General features: G+C 70.1%; 14 protein-coding genes. 12 read left to right on the top strand and 2 right to left on the bottom strand.

Annotation, left to right across the window (positions count from 1 at the left end):
* The first annotated feature begins 12 nt into the window (after positions 1-12).
* From ACIGDI_RS01100 to ACIGDI_RS01060, 9 genes are all read left to right on the top strand, one after another.
* Entirely contained in the window at positions 13-1,926 is a 1,914-nt protein-coding gene (locus ACIGDI_RS01100) for an acetyl/propionyl/methylcrotonyl-CoA carboxylase subunit alpha (protein ID WP_399888696.1), read from the top strand.
* Positions 1,923-2,873, top strand: a complete 951-nt coding sequence (locus ACIGDI_RS01095; RefSeq protein ID WP_399888693.1) for a hydroxymethylglutaryl-CoA lyase — start codon at positions 1,923-1,925, stop codon at positions 2,871-2,873. The genes ACIGDI_RS01100 and ACIGDI_RS01095 overlap by 4 nt, the downstream gene beginning before the upstream one ends.
* Before the next feature lie 2 nt (positions 2,874-2,875).
* Positions 2,876-4,036 (top strand): acyl-CoA dehydrogenase family protein, encoded by a 1,161-nt coding sequence (locus ACIGDI_RS01090; RefSeq protein ID WP_399888690.1) that lies wholly within the window; start codon positions 2,876-2,878, stop codon positions 4,034-4,036.
* A gap of 139 nt (positions 4,037-4,175) precedes the next feature.
* Complete coding sequence (locus tag ACIGDI_RS01085) at positions 4,176-5,228, top strand: ABC transporter substrate-binding protein (RefSeq protein WP_399888687.1); 1,053 nt, start codon at positions 4,176-4,178, stop codon at positions 5,226-5,228.
* A gap of 1 nt (position 5,229) precedes the next feature.
* Positions 5,230-6,060: a siderophore-interacting protein gene (locus tag ACIGDI_RS01080; RefSeq protein WP_399888684.1), complete on the top strand. Its 831-nt coding sequence runs from the start codon at positions 5,230-5,232 to the stop codon at positions 6,058-6,060.
* A gap of 120 nt (positions 6,061-6,180) precedes the next feature.
* Positions 6,181-7,623, top strand: a complete 1,443-nt coding sequence (desA, locus tag ACIGDI_RS01075; RefSeq protein ID WP_399888681.1) for a lysine decarboxylase DesA — start codon at positions 6,181-6,183, stop codon at positions 7,621-7,623.
* On the top strand, positions 7,607-8,893 hold the full coding sequence (locus ACIGDI_RS01070) for a lysine N(6)-hydroxylase/L-ornithine N(5)-oxygenase family protein (RefSeq protein WP_399888678.1): 1,287 nt from the start codon (positions 7,607-7,609) through the stop codon (positions 8,891-8,893). The genes desA and ACIGDI_RS01070 overlap by 17 nt, the downstream gene beginning before the upstream one ends.
* Positions 8,890-9,417, top strand: a complete 528-nt coding sequence (locus ACIGDI_RS01065; RefSeq protein ID WP_399888675.1) for a GNAT family N-acetyltransferase — start codon at positions 8,890-8,892, stop codon at positions 9,415-9,417. The genes ACIGDI_RS01070 and ACIGDI_RS01065 overlap by 4 nt, the downstream gene beginning before the upstream one ends.
* On the top strand, positions 9,414-11,183 hold the full coding sequence (locus tag ACIGDI_RS01060; RefSeq protein WP_399888672.1) for an IucA/IucC family protein: 1,770 nt from the start codon (positions 9,414-9,416) through the stop codon (positions 11,181-11,183). The genes ACIGDI_RS01065 and ACIGDI_RS01060 overlap by 4 nt, the downstream gene beginning before the upstream one ends.
* Before the next feature lie 60 nt (positions 11,184-11,243).
* Here ACIGDI_RS01060 and ACIGDI_RS01055 read toward each other — a convergent pair whose 3' ends face one another.
* Entirely contained in the window at positions 11,244-12,827 is a 1,584-nt protein-coding gene (locus ACIGDI_RS01055; protein ID WP_399888669.1) for a beta-N-acetylhexosaminidase, read from the bottom strand.
* Between the two features lie 60 nt (positions 12,828-12,887).
* Here ACIGDI_RS01055 and ACIGDI_RS01050 point away from each other — a divergent pair, with 60 nt between their 5' ends.
* Positions 12,888-13,751 (top strand): DUF4429 domain-containing protein, encoded by an 864-nt coding sequence (locus tag ACIGDI_RS01050; protein ID WP_399888667.1) that lies wholly within the window; start codon positions 12,888-12,890, stop codon positions 13,749-13,751.
* A 27-nt stretch (positions 13,752-13,778) separates the two neighbouring features.
* On the opposite strand, the gene ACIGDI_RS01045 is transcribed toward ACIGDI_RS01050, so the two are convergent.
* Positions 13,779-15,341, bottom strand: coding sequence for a fibronectin type III domain-containing protein (locus ACIGDI_RS01045; RefSeq protein ID WP_399888664.1), 1,563 nt, complete (start codon positions 15,339-15,341; stop codon positions 13,779-13,781).
* Between the two features lie 175 nt (positions 15,342-15,516).
* Here ACIGDI_RS01045 and ACIGDI_RS01040 point away from each other — a divergent pair, with 175 nt between their 5' ends.
* A complete protein-coding gene (locus ACIGDI_RS01040; RefSeq protein WP_142152164.1) occupies positions 15,517-15,774 on the top strand; it encodes a hypothetical protein in 258 nt (85 codons plus the stop codon).
* 32 nt (positions 15,775-15,806) lie between these two features.
* Positions 15,807-17,624, top strand: a complete 1,818-nt coding sequence (glmS, locus tag ACIGDI_RS01035) for a glutamine--fructose-6-phosphate transaminase (isomerizing) (protein ID WP_200700082.1) — start codon at positions 15,807-15,809, stop codon at positions 17,622-17,624.
* Positions 17,625-17,805 lie beyond the last annotated feature (181 nt).

Below are 17,805 nucleotides of genomic sequence, written 5' to 3'. Positions count from 1 at the left end.
GGGGAGGGACCCATGTTCGACACAGTGCTCGTGGCCAACCGGGGCGAGATCGCCGTCCGCGTGATCCGCACGCTCCGCTCACTGGGCGTGCGCTCGGTGGCCGTCTTCTCCGACGCGGACGCCGACGCCCGGCACGTCCGCGAGGCGGACACGGCGGTACGGATCGGTCCGCCGCCGGCGTCCGAGAGCTATCTGTCGGTGGAGCGGCTGCTCGAGGCCGCCGCCCGCACCGGCGCCCAGGCGGTGCACCCCGGATACGGCTTCCTCGCGGAGAACGCGGCCTTCGCGCGCGCGTGCGCCGACGCCGGGCTGGTCTTCATCGGGCCGCCCGCCGATGCCATCGCCCTGATGGGCGACAAGATCCGCGCCAAGGAGACGGTGCAGGCGGCCGGAGTGCCGGTCGTGCCCGGCGGCCGCGACCCCGAACTGGCCGAGGCGGCGCTCGCGTTGGGTGCGCCCGTGCTGCTGAAGCCGTCGGCCGGCGGTGGCGGCAAGGGCATGCGGCTGGTGCGGGACCTGTCCGTGCTGGAGGACGAGATCGCCGCCGCCCGCCGTGAGGCCCGCGCCTCCTTCGGCGACGACACGCTGCTGGTGGAGCGGTGGGTGGACACCCCCCGGCACATCGAGATCCAGGTCCTGGCCGACGGCCACGGCAACGTGATCCACCTCGGCGAGCGCGAGTGCTCGCTGCAGCGCCGGCACCAGAAGATCATCGAGGAGGCGCCCAGTGTGCTCCTCGACGAGGCGACACGGTCCGCGATGGGCGAGGCGGCGGTGCAGGCGGCGCGCTCGTGCGGGTACCGGGGCGCGGGCACGGTGGAGTTCATCGTGCCGGGCGACGACCCGTCGTCGTACTACTTCATGGAGATGAACACCCGGCTCCAGGTCGAGCACCCGGTCACCGAGCTGATCACCGGCCTGGATCTGGTGGAGTGGCAGCTGCGGGTGGCCGCCGGTGAGCAACTGCCCTACACGCAGGACGACATCACGCTGACCGGGCACGCCATCGAGGCGCGGGTGTGCGCAGAGGATCCCTCGCGCGGGTTCCTGCCCTCCGGCGGCACGGTGCTGAGGCTGGCCGAACCGCAGGGCGACGGCGTCCGCACCGACTCCGGGCTCAGCGAGGGCACGGAGGTCGGCTCGCTGTACGACCCGATGCTGTCCAAGGTGATCGCGTACGGGCCCGACCGGGCGACGGCGATCAGGAAGCTGCGGGCGGCCCTGGCGGCGACCGTGACGCTCGGGGTGCAGACCAATGCCGGGTTCCTGCGCCGGCTGCTGGCGCATCCGGCGGTGGTGGCGGGCGAGTTGGACACCGGGCTGGTGGAGCGCGCGGTGGACGACCTGGTCTCCACGGACGTGCCGGAGGAGGTGTACGAGGCCGCGGCGGCCGTGCGCCTCGACGCGCTGCGGCCGCGCGGGCGGGGCTGGACCGACCCGTTCTCGGTGCCGAACGGCTGGCGGCTCGGCGGCACGCCCAGGCCCGTCGGCTTCCATCTGCGCGTGCAGGACCCCGTCGAGTACGTGCCCCGCGGCACCCACACCGTCACCGACGACGCCGTCTCCGTCACCCTCGACGGTGTCCGCCACACCTTCCACCGCGCCGCCGACTGGCTCGGCCGCGACGGCGACGCCTGGCAGGTGCGCGACCACGACCCCGTCGCCGCCTCCCTCACCCGCGCGGGGCACGCCGGTGCCGACTCGCTCACCGCGCCCATGCCCGGCACGGTCACCGTGGTGAAGGTCGCCGTCGGCGACGAGGTGGCCGCGGGACAGTCCCTGCTGGTGGTCGAGGCGATGAAGATGGAGCACGTCATCTCCGCCCCGCACGCCGGCACGGTCGCCGAACTGGACGTGGCGCCGGGCACCACGGTCGCCATGGACCAGGTGCTCGCCGTCATCACCGCGGCGGAGGAGGACCAGTGACGCTCCCCATGGTCGTACCGGCCCCGGACCTGCCCGCACGGGTCCGCATCCACGAGGTCGGCGCGCGCGACGGCCTGCAGAACGAGAAGTCGACCGTGCCGACGGAGGTGAAGGCGGAGTTCGTCCGCCGCCTGGCCGACGCGGGACTGACGACGATCGAGGCGACCAGCTTCGTGCACCCCAAGTGGGTGCCCCAACTGGCCGACGCGGAGCAGCTGTTCCCCATGGTCCGCGACCTGGCCGCGGACCTGCCCGTCCTGGTGCCCAACCAGCGCGGGCTCGACCGGGCCCTCGCCCTCGGCGCCCGCCGCGTCGCCGTCTTCGCCAGCGCCACCGAGTCCTTCGCGAAGGCCAACCTCAACCGCACGGTCGAAGAGTCGCTCGCGGTGTTCGAGCCGGTCGTGCGGCACGCCCGGGACGAGGGCGCCCATGTGCGCGGTTATGTCTCGATGTGCTTCGGCGACCCCTGGGAGGGCGCGGTCCCCGTCGCACAGGTCGTCCGCGTCTGCCGGGCGCTGATGGACATGGGCTGCCAGGAGCTGAGCCTCGGCGACACCATCGGCGTGGCGACTCCGGGACACGTGGGCGCGCTGCTCGCCGCGCTGAACGCGGAGGGCGTGCCGACCGACGTCATCGGTGTGCATTTCCACGACACCTACGGCCAGGCACTCGCCAACACCCTGGCCGCGCTCCGGCACGGCGTCACGACCGTCGACGCCTCCGCCGGCGGACTCGGCGGCTGCCCGTACGCCAAGTCCGCCACCGGCAACCTCGCCACCGAGGACCTCGTGTGGATGCTGCGCGGTCTCGGCATCGACACCGGAGTCGATCTCGGCCGTCTCGTCGCCACCAGCGCGTGGATGGCCGAACACCTGGGCCGACCCAGCCCGTCCCGCACCGTCCGAGCCCTGTCCCACGAGGACACCGGCGCCCCCGAGGAGCAGTGACCATGGACTTCCGTCTCTCCCCCGAACTGGAGGAACTCCGCCGTACGGTCGAGGAGTTCGCCCACGACGTCGTGGCGCCGAAGATCGGCGACTTCTACGAGCGGCACGAGTTCCCGTACGAGATCGTCCGCGAGATGGGCCGCATGGGCCTGTTCGGGCTGCCGTTCCCCGAGGAGTACGGCGGTATGGGTGGCGACTACCTGGCGCTGGGCGTGGCGCTGGAGGAACTGGCCCGCGTCGACTCGTCGGTGGCCATCACCCTGGAGGCGGGCGTCTCCCTGGGCGCGATGCCGATCCATCTCTTCGGCACGCCGGAGCAGAAGGCCGAGTGGCTGCCCCGGCTGTGCTCGGGCGAGGTCCTCGGCGCCTTCGGGCTGACCGAGCCGGACGGCGGCAGCGACGCCGGGGCGACCCGGACGACGGCCCGCCTGGACGAGGCGACGAACGAGTGGGTGATCAACGGCACGAAGTGCTTCATCACCAACTCGGGCACCGACATCACCGGGTTGGTGACGGTCACCGCGGTCACCGGGCGCAAGCCCGACGGCAGGCCGCTCATCTCCTCGATCATCGTCCCGTCCGGCACCCCGGGCTTCACGGTCGCGGCGCCGTACTCGAAGGTCGGCTGGAACGCCTCCGACACCCGTGAGCTGTCCTTCCAGGACGTGCGGGTCCCGGCCGCCAACCTCCTGGGCGAACAGGGCCGTGGATACGCCCAGTTCCTGCGCATCCTCGACGAGGGCCGGGTGGCCATCGCGGCGCTCGCCACGGGGCTCGCCCAGGGCTGCGTGGACGAGTCGGTGAAGTACGCCAAGGAGCGGCACGCCTTCGGCCGGCCGATCGGCGCCAACCAGGCCATCCAGTTCAAGATCGCCGACATGGAGATGAAGGCCCACACGGCGCGGCTGGCCTGGCGGGACGCGGCGGCCCGGCTGGTGTCCGGCGCTCCCTTCAAGAAGGAGGCGGCCCTGGCCAAGCTGCACTCCTCCACCGTCGCCGTGGACAACGCCCGTGACGCCACCCAGATCCACGGCGGCTACGGCTTCATGAACGAGTACCCGGTGGCCCGTATGTGGCGCGACTCCAAGATCCTGGAGATCGGGGAGGGCACGAGCGAGGTGCAGCGGATGCTGATCGCCCGCGAGTTGGGGCTCACCGGCTGACGCCAGGTCCCCGGCGGCACGGGCTGCTCACAGGCTCGGTGCGGGGCGCACCGCCCCCTGGACAACGAGTGAGGTTAGGCTAACCTACATTCGAACTTGTCCGGCGGGCGCTCCGCCCCGTTCGAAAGCAGTCATACCCATGCCCAATGCCCGTGCCACCCACCTTTCCCGTCGCGGCGTCCTCGCCGCGGGCGGGGCCCTCGGCCTCGGTGCCGCGCTCGCGGCCTGTGGGGACGACGACGCGAAAAGCGGGAGCTCGGGCAGCGGCGAGACGGCGGCCGCCAAGTCCGGTCCCTGGTCCTTCAAGGACGACCGCGGCCAGACCGCGAAGGCGGACAAGGTCCCCTCGAACATCGTCGCGTTCGTCGGCGTCGCCGCCGCGCTGTACGACTACGGCATCCAGGCCAAGGGCGTCTTCGGCCCGACGAAGACCAAGGACGGCAAGGCCGACGTCCAGGCCGGCGACATGGACGTCAGCAAGGTCACCGTCCTCGGCAACGAGTGGGGCCAGTTCAACATCGAGAAGTACGCGGCCCTCGCACCCGACGCGCTGATCTCCACGATGTTCGACGACGCCGGCACCCTCTGGTACGTCCCGGAGGAGTCGAAGAAGAAGATCCTCGCCGTGGGCGCGCCGAGCGTCGGCATCTCCGTCTACGACCGCCAACTGACCGAGCCGCTGCAGCGCATGCTCCAGCTCGCGAAGTCCCTCGGCGCGGACACCGCTTCGAGCAAGGTGAAGGCGGCGAAGAAGGCCTTCGAGGACGCCGCCGCCCGTCTGCGCGCGGCCACCAAGGCCAACCCGGACATCAAGGTGATGGCCGGCTCCGCGAGCCAGGACCTGTTCTACGTCTCGGGCTCCAACCTCTCCATCGACCTGGAGTACTTCAAGGCCCTCGGCGTGAACCTCGTCGAGCCGCCGGAGAAGGCCAAGGCGAAGGGCGGCGGCTGGTACGAGTCCCTGAGCTGGGAGAACGTCGACAAGTACGCGGCGGACATCATCATGATGGACAACCGCACCTCGGCCATCCAGCCGGCCGACATCACCGAGGCGACCTGGAAGAAGCTCCCCGCGGTCAAGGCGGGCCAGGTCATCGCCCGCAACCCCGAGCCGATCCTGTCCTACGACAAGTGCACGCCCCTGCTGACGAGCCTCGCCGAGGCCATCGAGAAGGCGAAGAAGGTCGCTTGACATGACTACGGCCGTAGCCGCTCCGTTCCGTTTCTTCTCCCTTCAGGTGACCCGGACGAGGCGGCTCGGCCCGTCCCTGGTCCGCGTCACCTTCACCGGCGAGGACCTGGCCCAGTGCCTCTCGCACGGCCTCGACCAGTCGCTGTCGCTTTTCGTGCCGCATCCCGGCCAGTCGGCGCCCGTGGTGCCGCTCGACCTCGGCGACGGCTGGTGGCAGGCGTGGCGCGAACTCCCGGACGACGTAAGGGCCGTGATGCGGTCGTACACGCTCCGGGCACTGCGGCACGATCCCGACGAGATCGACATCGACTTCGTGCTGCACACCCCCGCCGGCCCTGCCTCCGCCTGGGCAGCCAGGGCGGTCGCCGGCGACAACGTGCTGATCCTGGGCCCGGCGATCGCCGACAACCGCGCGATCCGCTTCCGCCCGCCCGAGGACACCGACCTCATGGTCCTGTGGGGCGACGAGAGCGCCCTTCCCGCGGTCTCGTCCGTCCTGGAGTCCCTGCCGCCCGGCACCCCCGCCCGGGTCTGGCTGGAGGTGCGCGACGCCGGGAACATCCAGGACCTGCCGACGGCCGCGGACGCCGAGATCATTTGGCTGGTCCGGGACGACGACGCCGAGTGCTCTCCGCTGGCCCTCGACGCCCTGCGCGCCGCCCGACTCCCGCTCGCCGAGCGGCCGTACGTGTGGATCGCGGGCGAGTCGGGCTGCGTGAAGGAGCTGCGCCGGCACTTCGTGCGTGAGCGGGGCATCGACCGGCGGCGAGTCACCTTCGTCGGTTACTGGCGCCAGGGCCTGAGCGAGGAGCAGCTGCGCGCACAGGAGTGACGGCGGTCACGGGAGGGGGAGGATTAGACCCAAGTGACTTAGGTTAGGCTAACCTAAGTTGAAGCCGCAGCTTCCTTCTCTCTCCCACCCCGCACGGACTCCCCACCGGAGGGCCCCCACATGCGCTCGCACCTGCTCAATGACCTCACCGCGGAGCACTACCGCCGCTCCGTGACCGAAGGAGTAGAGCGGGTGGCGGCCAAACTCGCCACCACCGACCGTCCGTTCACCGGTGTCACCGTCGACGCCCTCGCCCCCCGGATCGACGCCATCGACCTGGACCGCCCGCTGGGCGACGCCGGCGCGGTCCTGGACGAGCTGGAGGAGGTCTACCTGCGCGACGCGGTCTACTTCCACCACCCCCGCTATCTCGCCCACCTCAACTGCCCGGTCGTCATCCCGGCCGTCCTCGGCGAGGCCGTCCTGTCCGCCGTCAACTCCTCCCTGGACACCTGGGACCAGTCGGCCGGCGGCACCCTGATCGAGCGCAAGCTCATCGACTGGACGGCCGCCCGCATCGGCCTCGGCGCAGGCGCCGACGGCGTGTTCACCTCCGGCGGCACCCAGTCCAACCTCCAGGCGCTGCTGCTCGCCCGCGAGGAGGCCAAGAGCGACAGCCTGGCCCACCTGCGCGTCTTCGCCTCCGAGGTCGGCCACTTCAGCGTGCAGAAGTCCGCCAAACTGCTCGGCCTCGGCCCCGAAGCCGTCGTCACCGTCCCCGTCGGCCACGACAAGCGGATGCAGACCGTCGCCCTCGCCCGTGAACTGGAGCGCTGCCGGGCGGACGGCCTGGTCCCCATGGCCGTCGTCGCCACCGCCGGCACCACCGACTTCGGCTCCATCGACCCGCTGCCCGAGATCGCCGAGCTGTGCGCCCAGTACGGCACCTGGATGCACGTCGACGCCGCCTACGGCTGCGGACTGCTGGCCTCCCTGAAGCACCGGGACCGCCTCGCGGGCATCGAACGCGCCGACTCGGTCACCGTCGACTACCACAAGTCCTTCTTCCAGCCGGTGAGTTCGTCCGCCGTCCTGGTCCGCGACGCAGCGACCCTGCGCCACGCCACCTACCACGCCGAGTACCTCAACCCGCGGCGCATGGTGCAGGAGCGCATCCCCAACCAGGTCGACAAGTCCCTGCAGACCACCCGCCGGTTCGACGCCCTCAAGCTGTGGATGACCCTGCGGGTGATGGGCGCCGACGGCGTCGGCCGACTCTTCGACGAGGTCTGCGACCTGGCGGAGGAGGGCTGGCGGCTGCTGGCCGGCGACCCCCGCTTCGACGTCGTCGTCCGGCCGACCCTGTCCACTCTCGTCTTCCGCTACGTCCCGGCGGCCGTGACCGACCCGGCCGAGATCGACCGCGCCAACCTCCATGCCCGCAAGGCCCTGTTCGCCTCCGGGGCCGCGGTCGTCGCGGGCACCAAGGTCCACGGCCGCCACTACCTGAAGTTCACCCTGCTCAACCCCGAGACGACGGCCGAGGACATCGCCGCCGTCCTCGACCTGATCGCCGGCCACGCCGAGCAGTACCTGGGAGAGTCCCTTGACCGCGCTTCCTGAACCCGCCTCGCACACCTACGACTTCGTGGGCATCGGGCTCGGCCCCTTCAACCTCGGCCTGGCCTGCCTGACCGAGCCGATCGCCGAACTCGACGGCCTCTTCCTGGAGTCCAAGCCGGACTTCGAGTGGCACGCGGGCATGTTCCTGGACGGCGCCCACCTGCAGACCCCGTTCATGTCGGACCTGGTCACCCTGGCCGATCCGACCTCGCCGTACTCCTTCCTCAACTACCTGAAGGAGAAGGGCCGGCTGTACTCGTTCTACATCCGCGAGAACTTCTACCCGCTGCGCGTCGAGTACGACGACTACTGCCGCTGGGCGGCCGGCCGGCTCGGCAGCGTCCGGTTCGGTGCGACGGTGCGCGAGGTGACGTACGAAGACGGGCTGTACATCGTGCGCACCGAGGCCGGCGACGCCTTCCGCGCCCGCCGGCTCGTCCTCGGCACCGGTACGGTCCCCTTCGTCCCGGAGGCCTGCCGGGACCTGGAGGGCGACCTCGTCCACACCGCGCAGTACGCGCACCGCAAGGCGGAGCTGCGGCGCAAGGCGTCGATCACGGTCGTCGGCAGCGGCCAGAGCGCCGCGGAGATCTACCACGAACTCCTCGCCGAGATCGACGTCCACGGCTACGAGCTCAACTGGGTCACCCGCTCCCCGCGGTTCTTCCCGCTGGAGTACACCAAACTCACCCTGGAGATGACCTCCCCGGACTACATCGACTACTTCCGCGCGCTGCCCGAGGAGACCCGCTACCGGCTGGAGAAGCAGCAGAAGGGCCTGTTCAAGGGCATCAACTCGGACCTGATCGACTCGATCTTCGACCTGCTCTACCAGAAGGACGTCGAGAGCGGCGACCGCCCGGTCCCCACCCGCCTGCTCACCAACTCCTCGCTCGTCAGCGCCCGTTACGAAGGCATACGCTACGAGCTCGGGTTCCACCAGGACGAGCAGGACAAGGACTTCGAGATCCGGACCGAGGGCCTGGTGCTGGCCACCGGCTACCACTACGAGCCGCCGGCCTTCCTCGCCCCCATCCGCGACCGCCTCCGCTTCGACGGCCACGGCCGCTTCGACGTCGCCCGCAACTACTCCATCGACACCACCGGCCGGGGCGTCTTCCTTCAGAACGCCGGCGTGCACACGCACAGCGTCACATCCCCCGACCTGGGCATGGGCGCCTACCGCAACAGCTACATCATCCGCGAGCTGCTCGGCACCGAGTACTACCCGGTCGAGAAGACCATCGCCTTCCAGGAGTTCGCCGTATGACCTTCACCTTCCGCCCGCTGGACCCGCTGCGGGACGCCGAGCTCCTCCACTCCTGGGTGACCCATCCCAAGGCGGCCTTCTGGATGATGCAGGACGCGAGGCTGGAGGACGTCGAGCGGGCCTACATGGAGATCGCGGCCGACGAGCACCACCACGCGCTGCTCGGGCTCGACGGGGACGGCGTGCCCGCCTTCCTCATGGAGAGGTACGACCCGGCCCACCGCGAACTCGTCGGCCTCTACGAGCCGTTGCCCGGGGACGTGGGCATGCACTTCCTCACCCCGCCCACCGACACCCCCGTCCACGGCTTCACCCGCGCCGTCATCACCGCCGTCATGAAGCACCTCTTCGAGGACCCGGCGGTCAGGCGCGTGGTCGTCGAGCCGGACGTCTCCAACAAGGCCGTCCACGCCCTGAACGAAGCCGTCGGGTTCGTGCCCGAGCGGGAGATCCGGAAGCCGGAGAAGAAAGCGTTGTTGAGCTTCTGCACACGCGAACGGTTCGAGAAGGCGGTGCTGGTATGACCCTCGCCGACGCCGTGGCCCACCTCTCCCCCGAACGCTGGGAGAAGGCCAACCGCCACCTGATCCGCAAGGCCCTGGCCGAGTTCGCGCACGAGCGGCTGATCACGCCGGAGAAGGACGGCGACGCGTACGTCGTCCGCGGCGACGACGGCCTGACCAGCTACCGCTTCACCGCCGCCCGCCGCGCCCTCGACCACTGGCGGATCGACCCCGCCTCCCTCTCCCGCACCCGTGACGGAGCCGAACTCCCCCTGGCCGCACTGGACTTCTTCGTCGAGCTGAAGGACACCCTCGGCCTGAGCGACGAGATCCTCCCGGTCTACCTGGAGGAGATCTCCTCCACCCTCTCCGGCACCTGCTACAAGCTCACCAAACCGCAGCTCCCGGTCGCCGAACTGGCCCGCTCCGGCTTCCAGGCCATCGAGACGGGCATGACCGAGGGCCACCCCTGCTTCGTCGCCAACAACGGACGGCTCGGCTTCGGCATCCACGAGTACCTGTCGTACGCCCCCGAGACCGCGAGCCCGGTCCGTCTGGTGTGGCTGGCCGCCCACCGTTCCCGCGCGGCCTTCACGGCGGGCGTCGGGATCGAGTACGAGACGTTCGTGCGCGACGAGCTGGGCGAGGCGACCGTCGAACGCTTCCACGGCGTCCTGCGCGAGCAGGGCCTGGACCCGGCCGACTACCTGTTCATACCCGTGCACCCCTGGCAGTGGTGGAACAAGCTCACCGTCACCTTCGCCGCCGAGGTGGCCCGCCGCAACCTGGTCTGCCTGGGCGAGGGCGACGACGAGTACCTGGCCCAGCAGTCCATCCGGACCTTCTTCAACCGCTCCCACCCCGAGAAGCACTACGTGAAGACGGCCCTGTCCGTCCTCAACATGGGCTTCATGCGCGGACTTTCGGCCGCCTACATGGAGGCGACCCCGGCGATCAACGACTGGCTGGCCCAGCTCGTCGAGGGCGACCCGGTGCTGAAGTCCACGGGTCTGACGATCATCCGGGAGCGGGCCGCCGTCGGCTACCGGCACCTGGAGTACGAGAAGGCGACCGACCGCTACTCGCCGTACCGCAAGATGCTCGCCGCGCTGTGGCGCGAGAGCCCGGTGGCCGGCCTCCAGGACGGCGAGTCGCTCGCCACGATGGCCTCCCTGCTGCACGTCGACCACGAGGGCGCCTCGTTCGCGGCGGCCCTGATCGAGCGGTCGGGCCTGGCGCCGACCGAGTGGCTGCGGCAGTACCTGCGGGCGTACTTCGTGCCGCTGCTGCACAGCTTCTACGCCTACGACCTGGTCTACATGCCGCACGGCGAGAACGTGATCCTCGTGCTGAGGGACGGCGCCGTACAGCGCGCGATCTACAAGGACATCGCCGAGGAGATCGCCGTCATGGACCCCGACGCGGTGCTGCCGCCGGAGGTGCGGCGGATCCGGGTCGAGGTGCCGGAGGACAAGAAGCTGCTGTCGATCTTCACCGACGTCTTCGACTGCTTCTTCCGCTTCCTCGCCGCGAACCTCGCCGACGAGGGGGTCCTGGAGGAGGACGACTTCTGGCGGACGGTCGCCGACGTCACCCGCGAGTACCAGGCGTCGGTGCCCGAACTCGCCGAGAAGTTCGAGCGCTACGACCTGTTCGCGCCCGAGTTCGCGCTGTCCTGCCTCAACCGGCTGCAACTGCGGGACAACCGGCAGATGGTCGACCTCGCGGACCCCTCGGGCGCCCTCCAGCTGATCGGAACCCTCGACAATCCCGTCGCCCGGTTCTGATCACGCCGGGCGGGCACCCCGGAGTACGGTCCTCCGGGGTGCCCGCCCGGCATCAGCGGTCTACCGCGCGGGCCACGGCACCTGCGGCGACCGGTAGTAGCCGATGCCCAGCGCGTCCCACCGCGGCCCCTGCGCGGCGAGCCGCACGCGGTAGGCGTCCCAGTCGAGCGCGGCAGCCTGCGACCAGCCGAGTTCGGCGGCACCCGCGAGCCGCGGGAAGACCATCTGGTCGATGTCGGCGCTCGTCGCGATCGTCTCGGTCCACAGCGGTGCCTCGACGCCCTTGATGGCCGAACTCGGCGCTCCGGGAAGGTAGTCGCCCGGATCCCAGTCGTAGGACCGCCTGACCTCCACCAGGCCGGCCCAGTCCTGGCCGAGCGGGGTGTCCTCGGTGTACTTCATGTCGAGGTAGATCCGGTCGGCGGGCGACAGGATCAGCCCGGTGCCGGTCTGCGCGGCCTTCGCGACCTGCTCCTTCTCCGCGGCACTGGTGTCGTCCAGGCCCCAGTACTGGGCGAGGGCGCCCTTGGCCGGGTGGGCGCCGGTCAGCTGGTGCCAGCCGATCACCGTCTTGCCGTACTTGGCGACGACCGGCTGCACCCGGTCCATGAACTTCACGTAGTCCTCGTGGCTGGTGGAGTGCGCCTCGTCGCCGCCGATGTGCAGATAGCGGCCGGGCGTGATCGCCGCCAGCTCGCGGATGACGTCGTCCACGAAGTCGTAGGTGAGGTCCTTGCCGACGCACAGCGAGCTGAAGCCGACGTCGGTGCCGGTGTACAGCGGGGGTGCCACTCCGTCGCAGTTCAGGTCGGCGTAGGAGGCGAGGGCCGCGTTGGTGTGGCCGGGCATGTCGATCTCCGGCACGACCTCCAGATAGCGGGAGGCCGCGTAGCGGACGATCTCCTTGTAGTCGGCCTTGGTGTAGTGGCCGCCCTCGCCGCCGCCGACCTCGGTCGAGCCGCCGTAGGTGGCGAGGCGGGGCCAGGAGTCGATCGCGATGCGCCAGCCCTGGTCGTCGCTGAGGTGCAGATGCAGCTTGTTGACCTTGTAGAGGGCCAACTCGTCGATGTAGCGCTTGACCTGGGCCACGGTGAAGAAGTGGCGGGAGACGTCGAGCATCGCGCCGCGGTAGGCGTAGCGCGGGCGGTCCGTGATGGTGCCGCCCGCGACCAGCCACGGTCCGGGCTGTACGGAGTCCTTCTCGACGGCCGCCGGGAGCAGTTGGCGCAGGGTCTGGACGCCGTGGAAGAGGCCGGCGTGCTCGTTCGCGGTGATGCGAACGCCGTCGGGTCCGCTGTCGAGGCGGTAGCCCTCCGCCCCGAACCGGCCGTGGGTGAGGCGCAGTTGGATGCCGCTGCTGCCGTGCGTGACCAGCGGCAGCCGGTAGCCGGTCGACGGGCGCAGGACGTCGGCGAGGTACTGGCCGATCCGGCGCGCCTTCAGGGAGTCGTCGACGCGGATGACGGTGGAGTCGGTGATCCGGTACGGCGCGCCGCCCGGCCTGACCGACTCGGGGGCGGGAACCACCCGGCCGAGGGGGGCCGGACTCTCTTTCGTCACCGAGGTCACCGTGGTCGCTCCTACCGTGAAGGTGCCTGCCGCCGCCACGAGCAGCACCGATCCCAGAACGCGGTGCAGTCTCACATGCACTCCCTCCGATTGGTAGAGACCACTCTCCCGCACAACCGGTGAAACAATCCCCCCATGGCGGAAATCATCCAGAAGGACGGCACGTGGGCCTTCGACGGCGACGCCCTGCGACTGACCCCCGGGCGGGAGCGGAACGTCAGCCTTCTTCGCCGGACCCTGGGTGAACTCGTCGTCCCGCTGGGCGCGTTGGCCGGTGTCTCGTTCGAGCAGGGCAAGAAGTCGGGGCGGCTGAGGCTGCGGCTGCGCGACGGCGCCGACCCGCTGCTGCACGCCTCCGGGGGCCGTCTGACCGAGCCCAACGACCCCTACCAACTGCTGGTGGAATCCGACCGCTACGGGGTGGCCGAGTACTTCGTGGACGAGGTCCGGGGCGCCCTGCTGCTGGACGAGGTCCCCTCCGAGCCGGTGGACGCGTACCTGCTGCCGGGCCCCTCCGTGCCGCTGTCGGTCTCCGCCGGGGACGGCACGGCGAGCTTCGACGGCGAGCACGTACGCCTGGAGTGGAACTGGAAGACGGAGGACGCCAAGGCCGCAGCCGGCACCCGCACGCTCGCCGTCACCGATCTGCTCGGGGTGGAGTGGCAGCCGGCCGTCGGCCTGGAGAACGGGCATCTGCGGTTCGCGGTGCGGGGCGCGCAGACGAGCGCGCCGGCCAAGTACGACCCCAACTCCGTGGAGTTGTGGGGCTTCAAGAAGGACCCGCTGATGGCCCTGGTCGCGGCGGCCGTCCAGGCGCGGCTGCCGCACCCGTCGGCGGCGACGGCCGAGGAGCCGCCGAAGGAGCTGCGGGAGGCGCCCCGGGACGACCACGACGCGCTGCTGCGCCGACTGCGCGAACTCGGCGAGCTGCACCGCACGGGCGTGCTGACGGACGAGGAGTTCGCGATGGCCAAGCAGGCGATCCTCAAGCGCCTGTGAGGACCGCCCGCCGGTTCTCGACGCGGGCTACTTGGCCCTGCGCGCCACCGTGAAGTGGTCGATCCGGTCACCGGTCTCGGCGATGCCCGACACCTTCAACCTGGCGTAGCGCCCCTTCGACGCGGGCTCGACGTCCACGCGCAGGAAGGAGTAGTTGAGGTAGCGCACCCGGGACCAGGCGACGGTCTCGTTGACCTTGCCGTCCTTGGTGTTGACGAAGGAGGCGACGGAGTCGCGCTCGTTCAGGTGGCCCTCGTAGGAGTCGGGCGCGCTGAACGCGTACAGGCTGCGGCCGGCGGCGCCCGCCGTCACGTAGACGACGCCCTCGGTCTCGGGGTACGCGGTCTCGCCGATCGGCAGCTTCTTGGTGACCTTGTCGCCCTTGATGAGGTCGGTGCGCTCGTACTGGTGGTTGTGGCCGTTGATGACCAGGTCCACCGTGTACTTCTCGAACAGCGGCACCCACTCCTGCCGTACGCCGCCCTCCGAGGCGTGCGCGGTGGAGGTGCAGTAGGCGCAGTGGTGGAAGAAGACGATGACGAAGTCGATGTCCTTCGAGGCGCGGAACTTCTTCAGCTGGCCCTCGAACCACGTGGTCTGGGTGCCGCCGGAGATGCCGAGGTTGGCCGGGATCTCGTAGGAGACGTCGTTCGGGTCGAGCGAGATGATCGCCGTGTTGCCGTAGACGAAGGAGTACACGCCCGGCAGGTTGGCCTTGTCCGGCCCGTTGTCGGGCAGCGTGAAGCGGGCCTCCTCGCCGCCGTAGCCGTTGGGCGAGTACCAGGCCTCCATGTCGTGGTTGCCGTAACTCACCATCCACGGAACCGACTTGGCGACCGACTCGGTCTGGTACAGGAACTGGTCCCAGGTGCGCGAGTCGAAGCCGGTGTCGGTGGTCTTGCCCTGGCCGGCCGGGTCGCCGTAGGCGATGTCGCCCGCGTGCAGGTGGAAGACCGGGTTCTGGCCGAGGATCAGGCTGTCGTTGGCCAGCGCGTGGTAGCTGACGCCCTGGTCGCCGAAGGCCGTGAAGGTGAACGGCTTGCTGCGGTCGGGGGCGGTGGTGAAGGTGCCCAGGGTGCCCAGCAGGTGCGCCTCGGCCGGGTCGAAGCCCTCGTGGCCGACGCCGTAGTAGTACGTGCGGCCGGGGCGCAGGTGGGTGAGCCGGGCGTGCAGGTAGTACTGCGTGTGATCGCCGCTCGCGCCGACGCCGGCCGGCGTGTAGAGGCTGCGGACCTCGGCCTCGATCTTGCGCGAGAGGTCCCAGGGGTGGGCGCCGACGCGGACGAAGGGCTTCTTCACGGCGACCGGGACCTGCCAGGAGATCGTCATCTCCGTGCGCGGGTCGTTGCCGAAGGCGAGGTGACGCCCGAAGGGGGCGACGAGCGCGCCGTCGACGTACTCGGCCTGGGTGCGGCTCTGGGTCGGCACGGCGGCCTGGGCGGCCGCGCCCGGCACGAACGCGCCACCGGCGACGGCGCCGAGCGTGACGGCGCCGCCTCTCATCAGGTTGCGCCGCGAGAATCTGGCGCGCAGGTACTCGTGCTGCTCGGCCATGCTCATGCGCTCGGCGAGCTTGTCGGGTACGCCCATACGAGGAATGTCCATGGCGTCTGAAACTCGTCCATACGAGCGACCGGACACAAGACGAGGGATGGCCGGACCGCAAACAGAGGTTCATGAGAACCCCAAGGAACCTCTCCAGACCCTTGCCCGATATCGGGCAGGATTCTTGCGAAAGCCTCGCTCGTACCTCAGGATCTACCGGGTGCACGACGAACTCGTTGATCATCTGACGCGGTCCACGCCTCTGAGCCGGGGCGAGGCACTGCGGGTGATTCAGGACGTGCTCGCCTACTTCGACGAGACGACCACGCAGTACGTCCGTCGCCGCCACCGCGAGCTTCAGGCCCAGGGCCTGGTGAACGCGGAGATCTTCGAACGGATCGAGGCGGACCTGCACTACCGTGCGGTGGCTCCGCCGGAGCTCACGCTCAGGCAGCTGCGCCGCATCGTCTACGGCTGACCTGTACGGCCAGAGAAACGGGATACCCATACATGTGCGGAATCGTCGGATACATCGGGAAGCGTGACGTCGCCCCCCTGCTGCTGGAGGGCCTGCAGCGGCTCGAGTACCGCGGCTACGACTCGGCGGGCATAGTCGTCACCTCCCCGAAGACGGCCGGCCTGAAGATGGTCAAGGCCAAGGGCCGGGTGCGCGACCTGGAGGCGAAGGTCCCGGCCCGCTTCAAGGGCACGACCGGTATCGCCCACACCCGCTGGGCCACCCACGGCGCCCCGTCCGACGTGAACGCCCACCCGCACATGTCGGCCGACCACAAGGTCGCCGTCGTCCACAACGGCATCATCGACAACGCCTCCGACCTGCGCCGCAAGCTGGAGGCGGACGGCGTCGAGTTCCTCTCCGAGACCGACACCGAGGTCCTCACCCACCTGATCGCCCGCTCGCAGGCCGAGAAGCTGGAGGACAAGGTCCGCGAGACCCTGCGGGTCATCGAGGGCACGTACGGCATCGCCGTGATGCACGCCGACTTCCCCGACCGCATCGTGGTGGCGCGAAACGGCTCCCCGGTCGTCCTCGGCATCGGCGAGAAGGAGATGTTCGTCGCCTCGGACATCGCCGCGCTGGTCGCCCACACGCGGCAGATAGTGACCCTCGACGACGGCGAGATGGCCACCCTCAAGGCCGACGACTTCCGCACCTTCACCACCGAGGGCACCCGTACGACGGCGGAGCCGACCACCGTGGAGTGGGAGGCGGCCTCCTACGACATGGGCGGCCACGACACCTACATGCACAAGGAGATCCACGAGCAGGCCGAGGCGGTCGACCGCGTCCTGCGCGGCCGCATCGACGACCGCTTCTCCACCGTGCACCTCGGCGGCCTGAACCTGGACGCCCGCGAGGCCCGGCAGATCCGCCGGGTGAAGATCCTCGGCTGCGGCACCTCGTACCACGCGGGCATGATCGGCGCCCAGATGATCGAGGAGCTGGCCCGCATCCCCGCGGACGCCGAGCCGGCCTCCGAGTTCCGCTACCGCAACGCGGTCGTGGACCCCGACACCCTGTACGTCGCCGTCTCCCAGTCCGGTGAGACCTACGACGTCCTGGCCGCCGTCCAGGAGCTCAAGCGCAAGGGCGCGCGGGTCTTCGGCATCGTCAACGTGGTCGGCTCGGCGATCGCGCGCGAGGCGGACGCGGGCATCTACGTCCACGCCGGCCCCGAGGTCTGCGTCGTCTCCACGAAGTGCTTCACGAACACCACGGTCGCCTTCGCGCTGCTCGCCCTGCACCTGGGCCGCACCCGTGACCTGTCGGTGCGCGACGGCAAGCGGATCATCGAGGGCCTGCGCAAGCTGCCCGAGCAGATCACCGAGGTCCTTCAGCACGAGGACGAGATCAAGAAGCTGGCCGAGCAGTACGCCGACGCCCGTTCGATGCTCTTCATCGGCCGGGTTCGCGGCTACCCCGTGGCCCGCGAGGCCTCCCTGAAGCTCAAGGAGGTCTCCTACATCCACGCGGAGGCCTACCCCGCCTCCGAGCTCAAGCACGGCCCCCTGGCCCTCATCGAGCCGGCCCTGCCCACCGTGGCGATCGTCCCCGACGACGACCTGCTGGAGAAGAACCGCGCCGCGATGGAGGAGATCAAGGCCCGCAGCGGCAGGATCCTGGCGGTGGCCCACCAGGACCAGGAGAAGGCCGACCACACCATCGTGGTGCCCAAGAACGAGGACGAGCTGGACCCCATCCTGATGGGCATCCCGCTCCAACTGCTCGCCTACCACACGGCACTTGCCCTCGGCCGGGACATCGACAAGCCGCGGAACCTCGCGAAGTCGGTGACGGTGGAGTAGCAACCGCCCTGTCCGCGGCGGGACATGAACGGCGCGGACGTGAACGACCCCCTGTGTGCCACCGACACAGGGGGTCGTTCCTTCAGGGACCGGAGCCGCCCAACGCTCCGGTCCGCCGCTGCGTCAGCCGGTGGCCGTCACCCCCCGGCCTGCAGCGCGTCGCGCAAGAGGTATGCCCTTC

Origin of the sequence: Streptomyces sp. NPDC085900 (assembly GCF_044540925.1) — a bacterium.
GTDB classification, from domain to species: domain Bacteria; phylum Actinomycetota; class Actinomycetes; order Streptomycetales; family Streptomycetaceae; genus Streptomyces; species Streptomyces gilvifuscus.
Note: the sequence above shows the minus strand (reverse complement) of the source record. Positions and strands in the feature narration are given on the sequence as shown.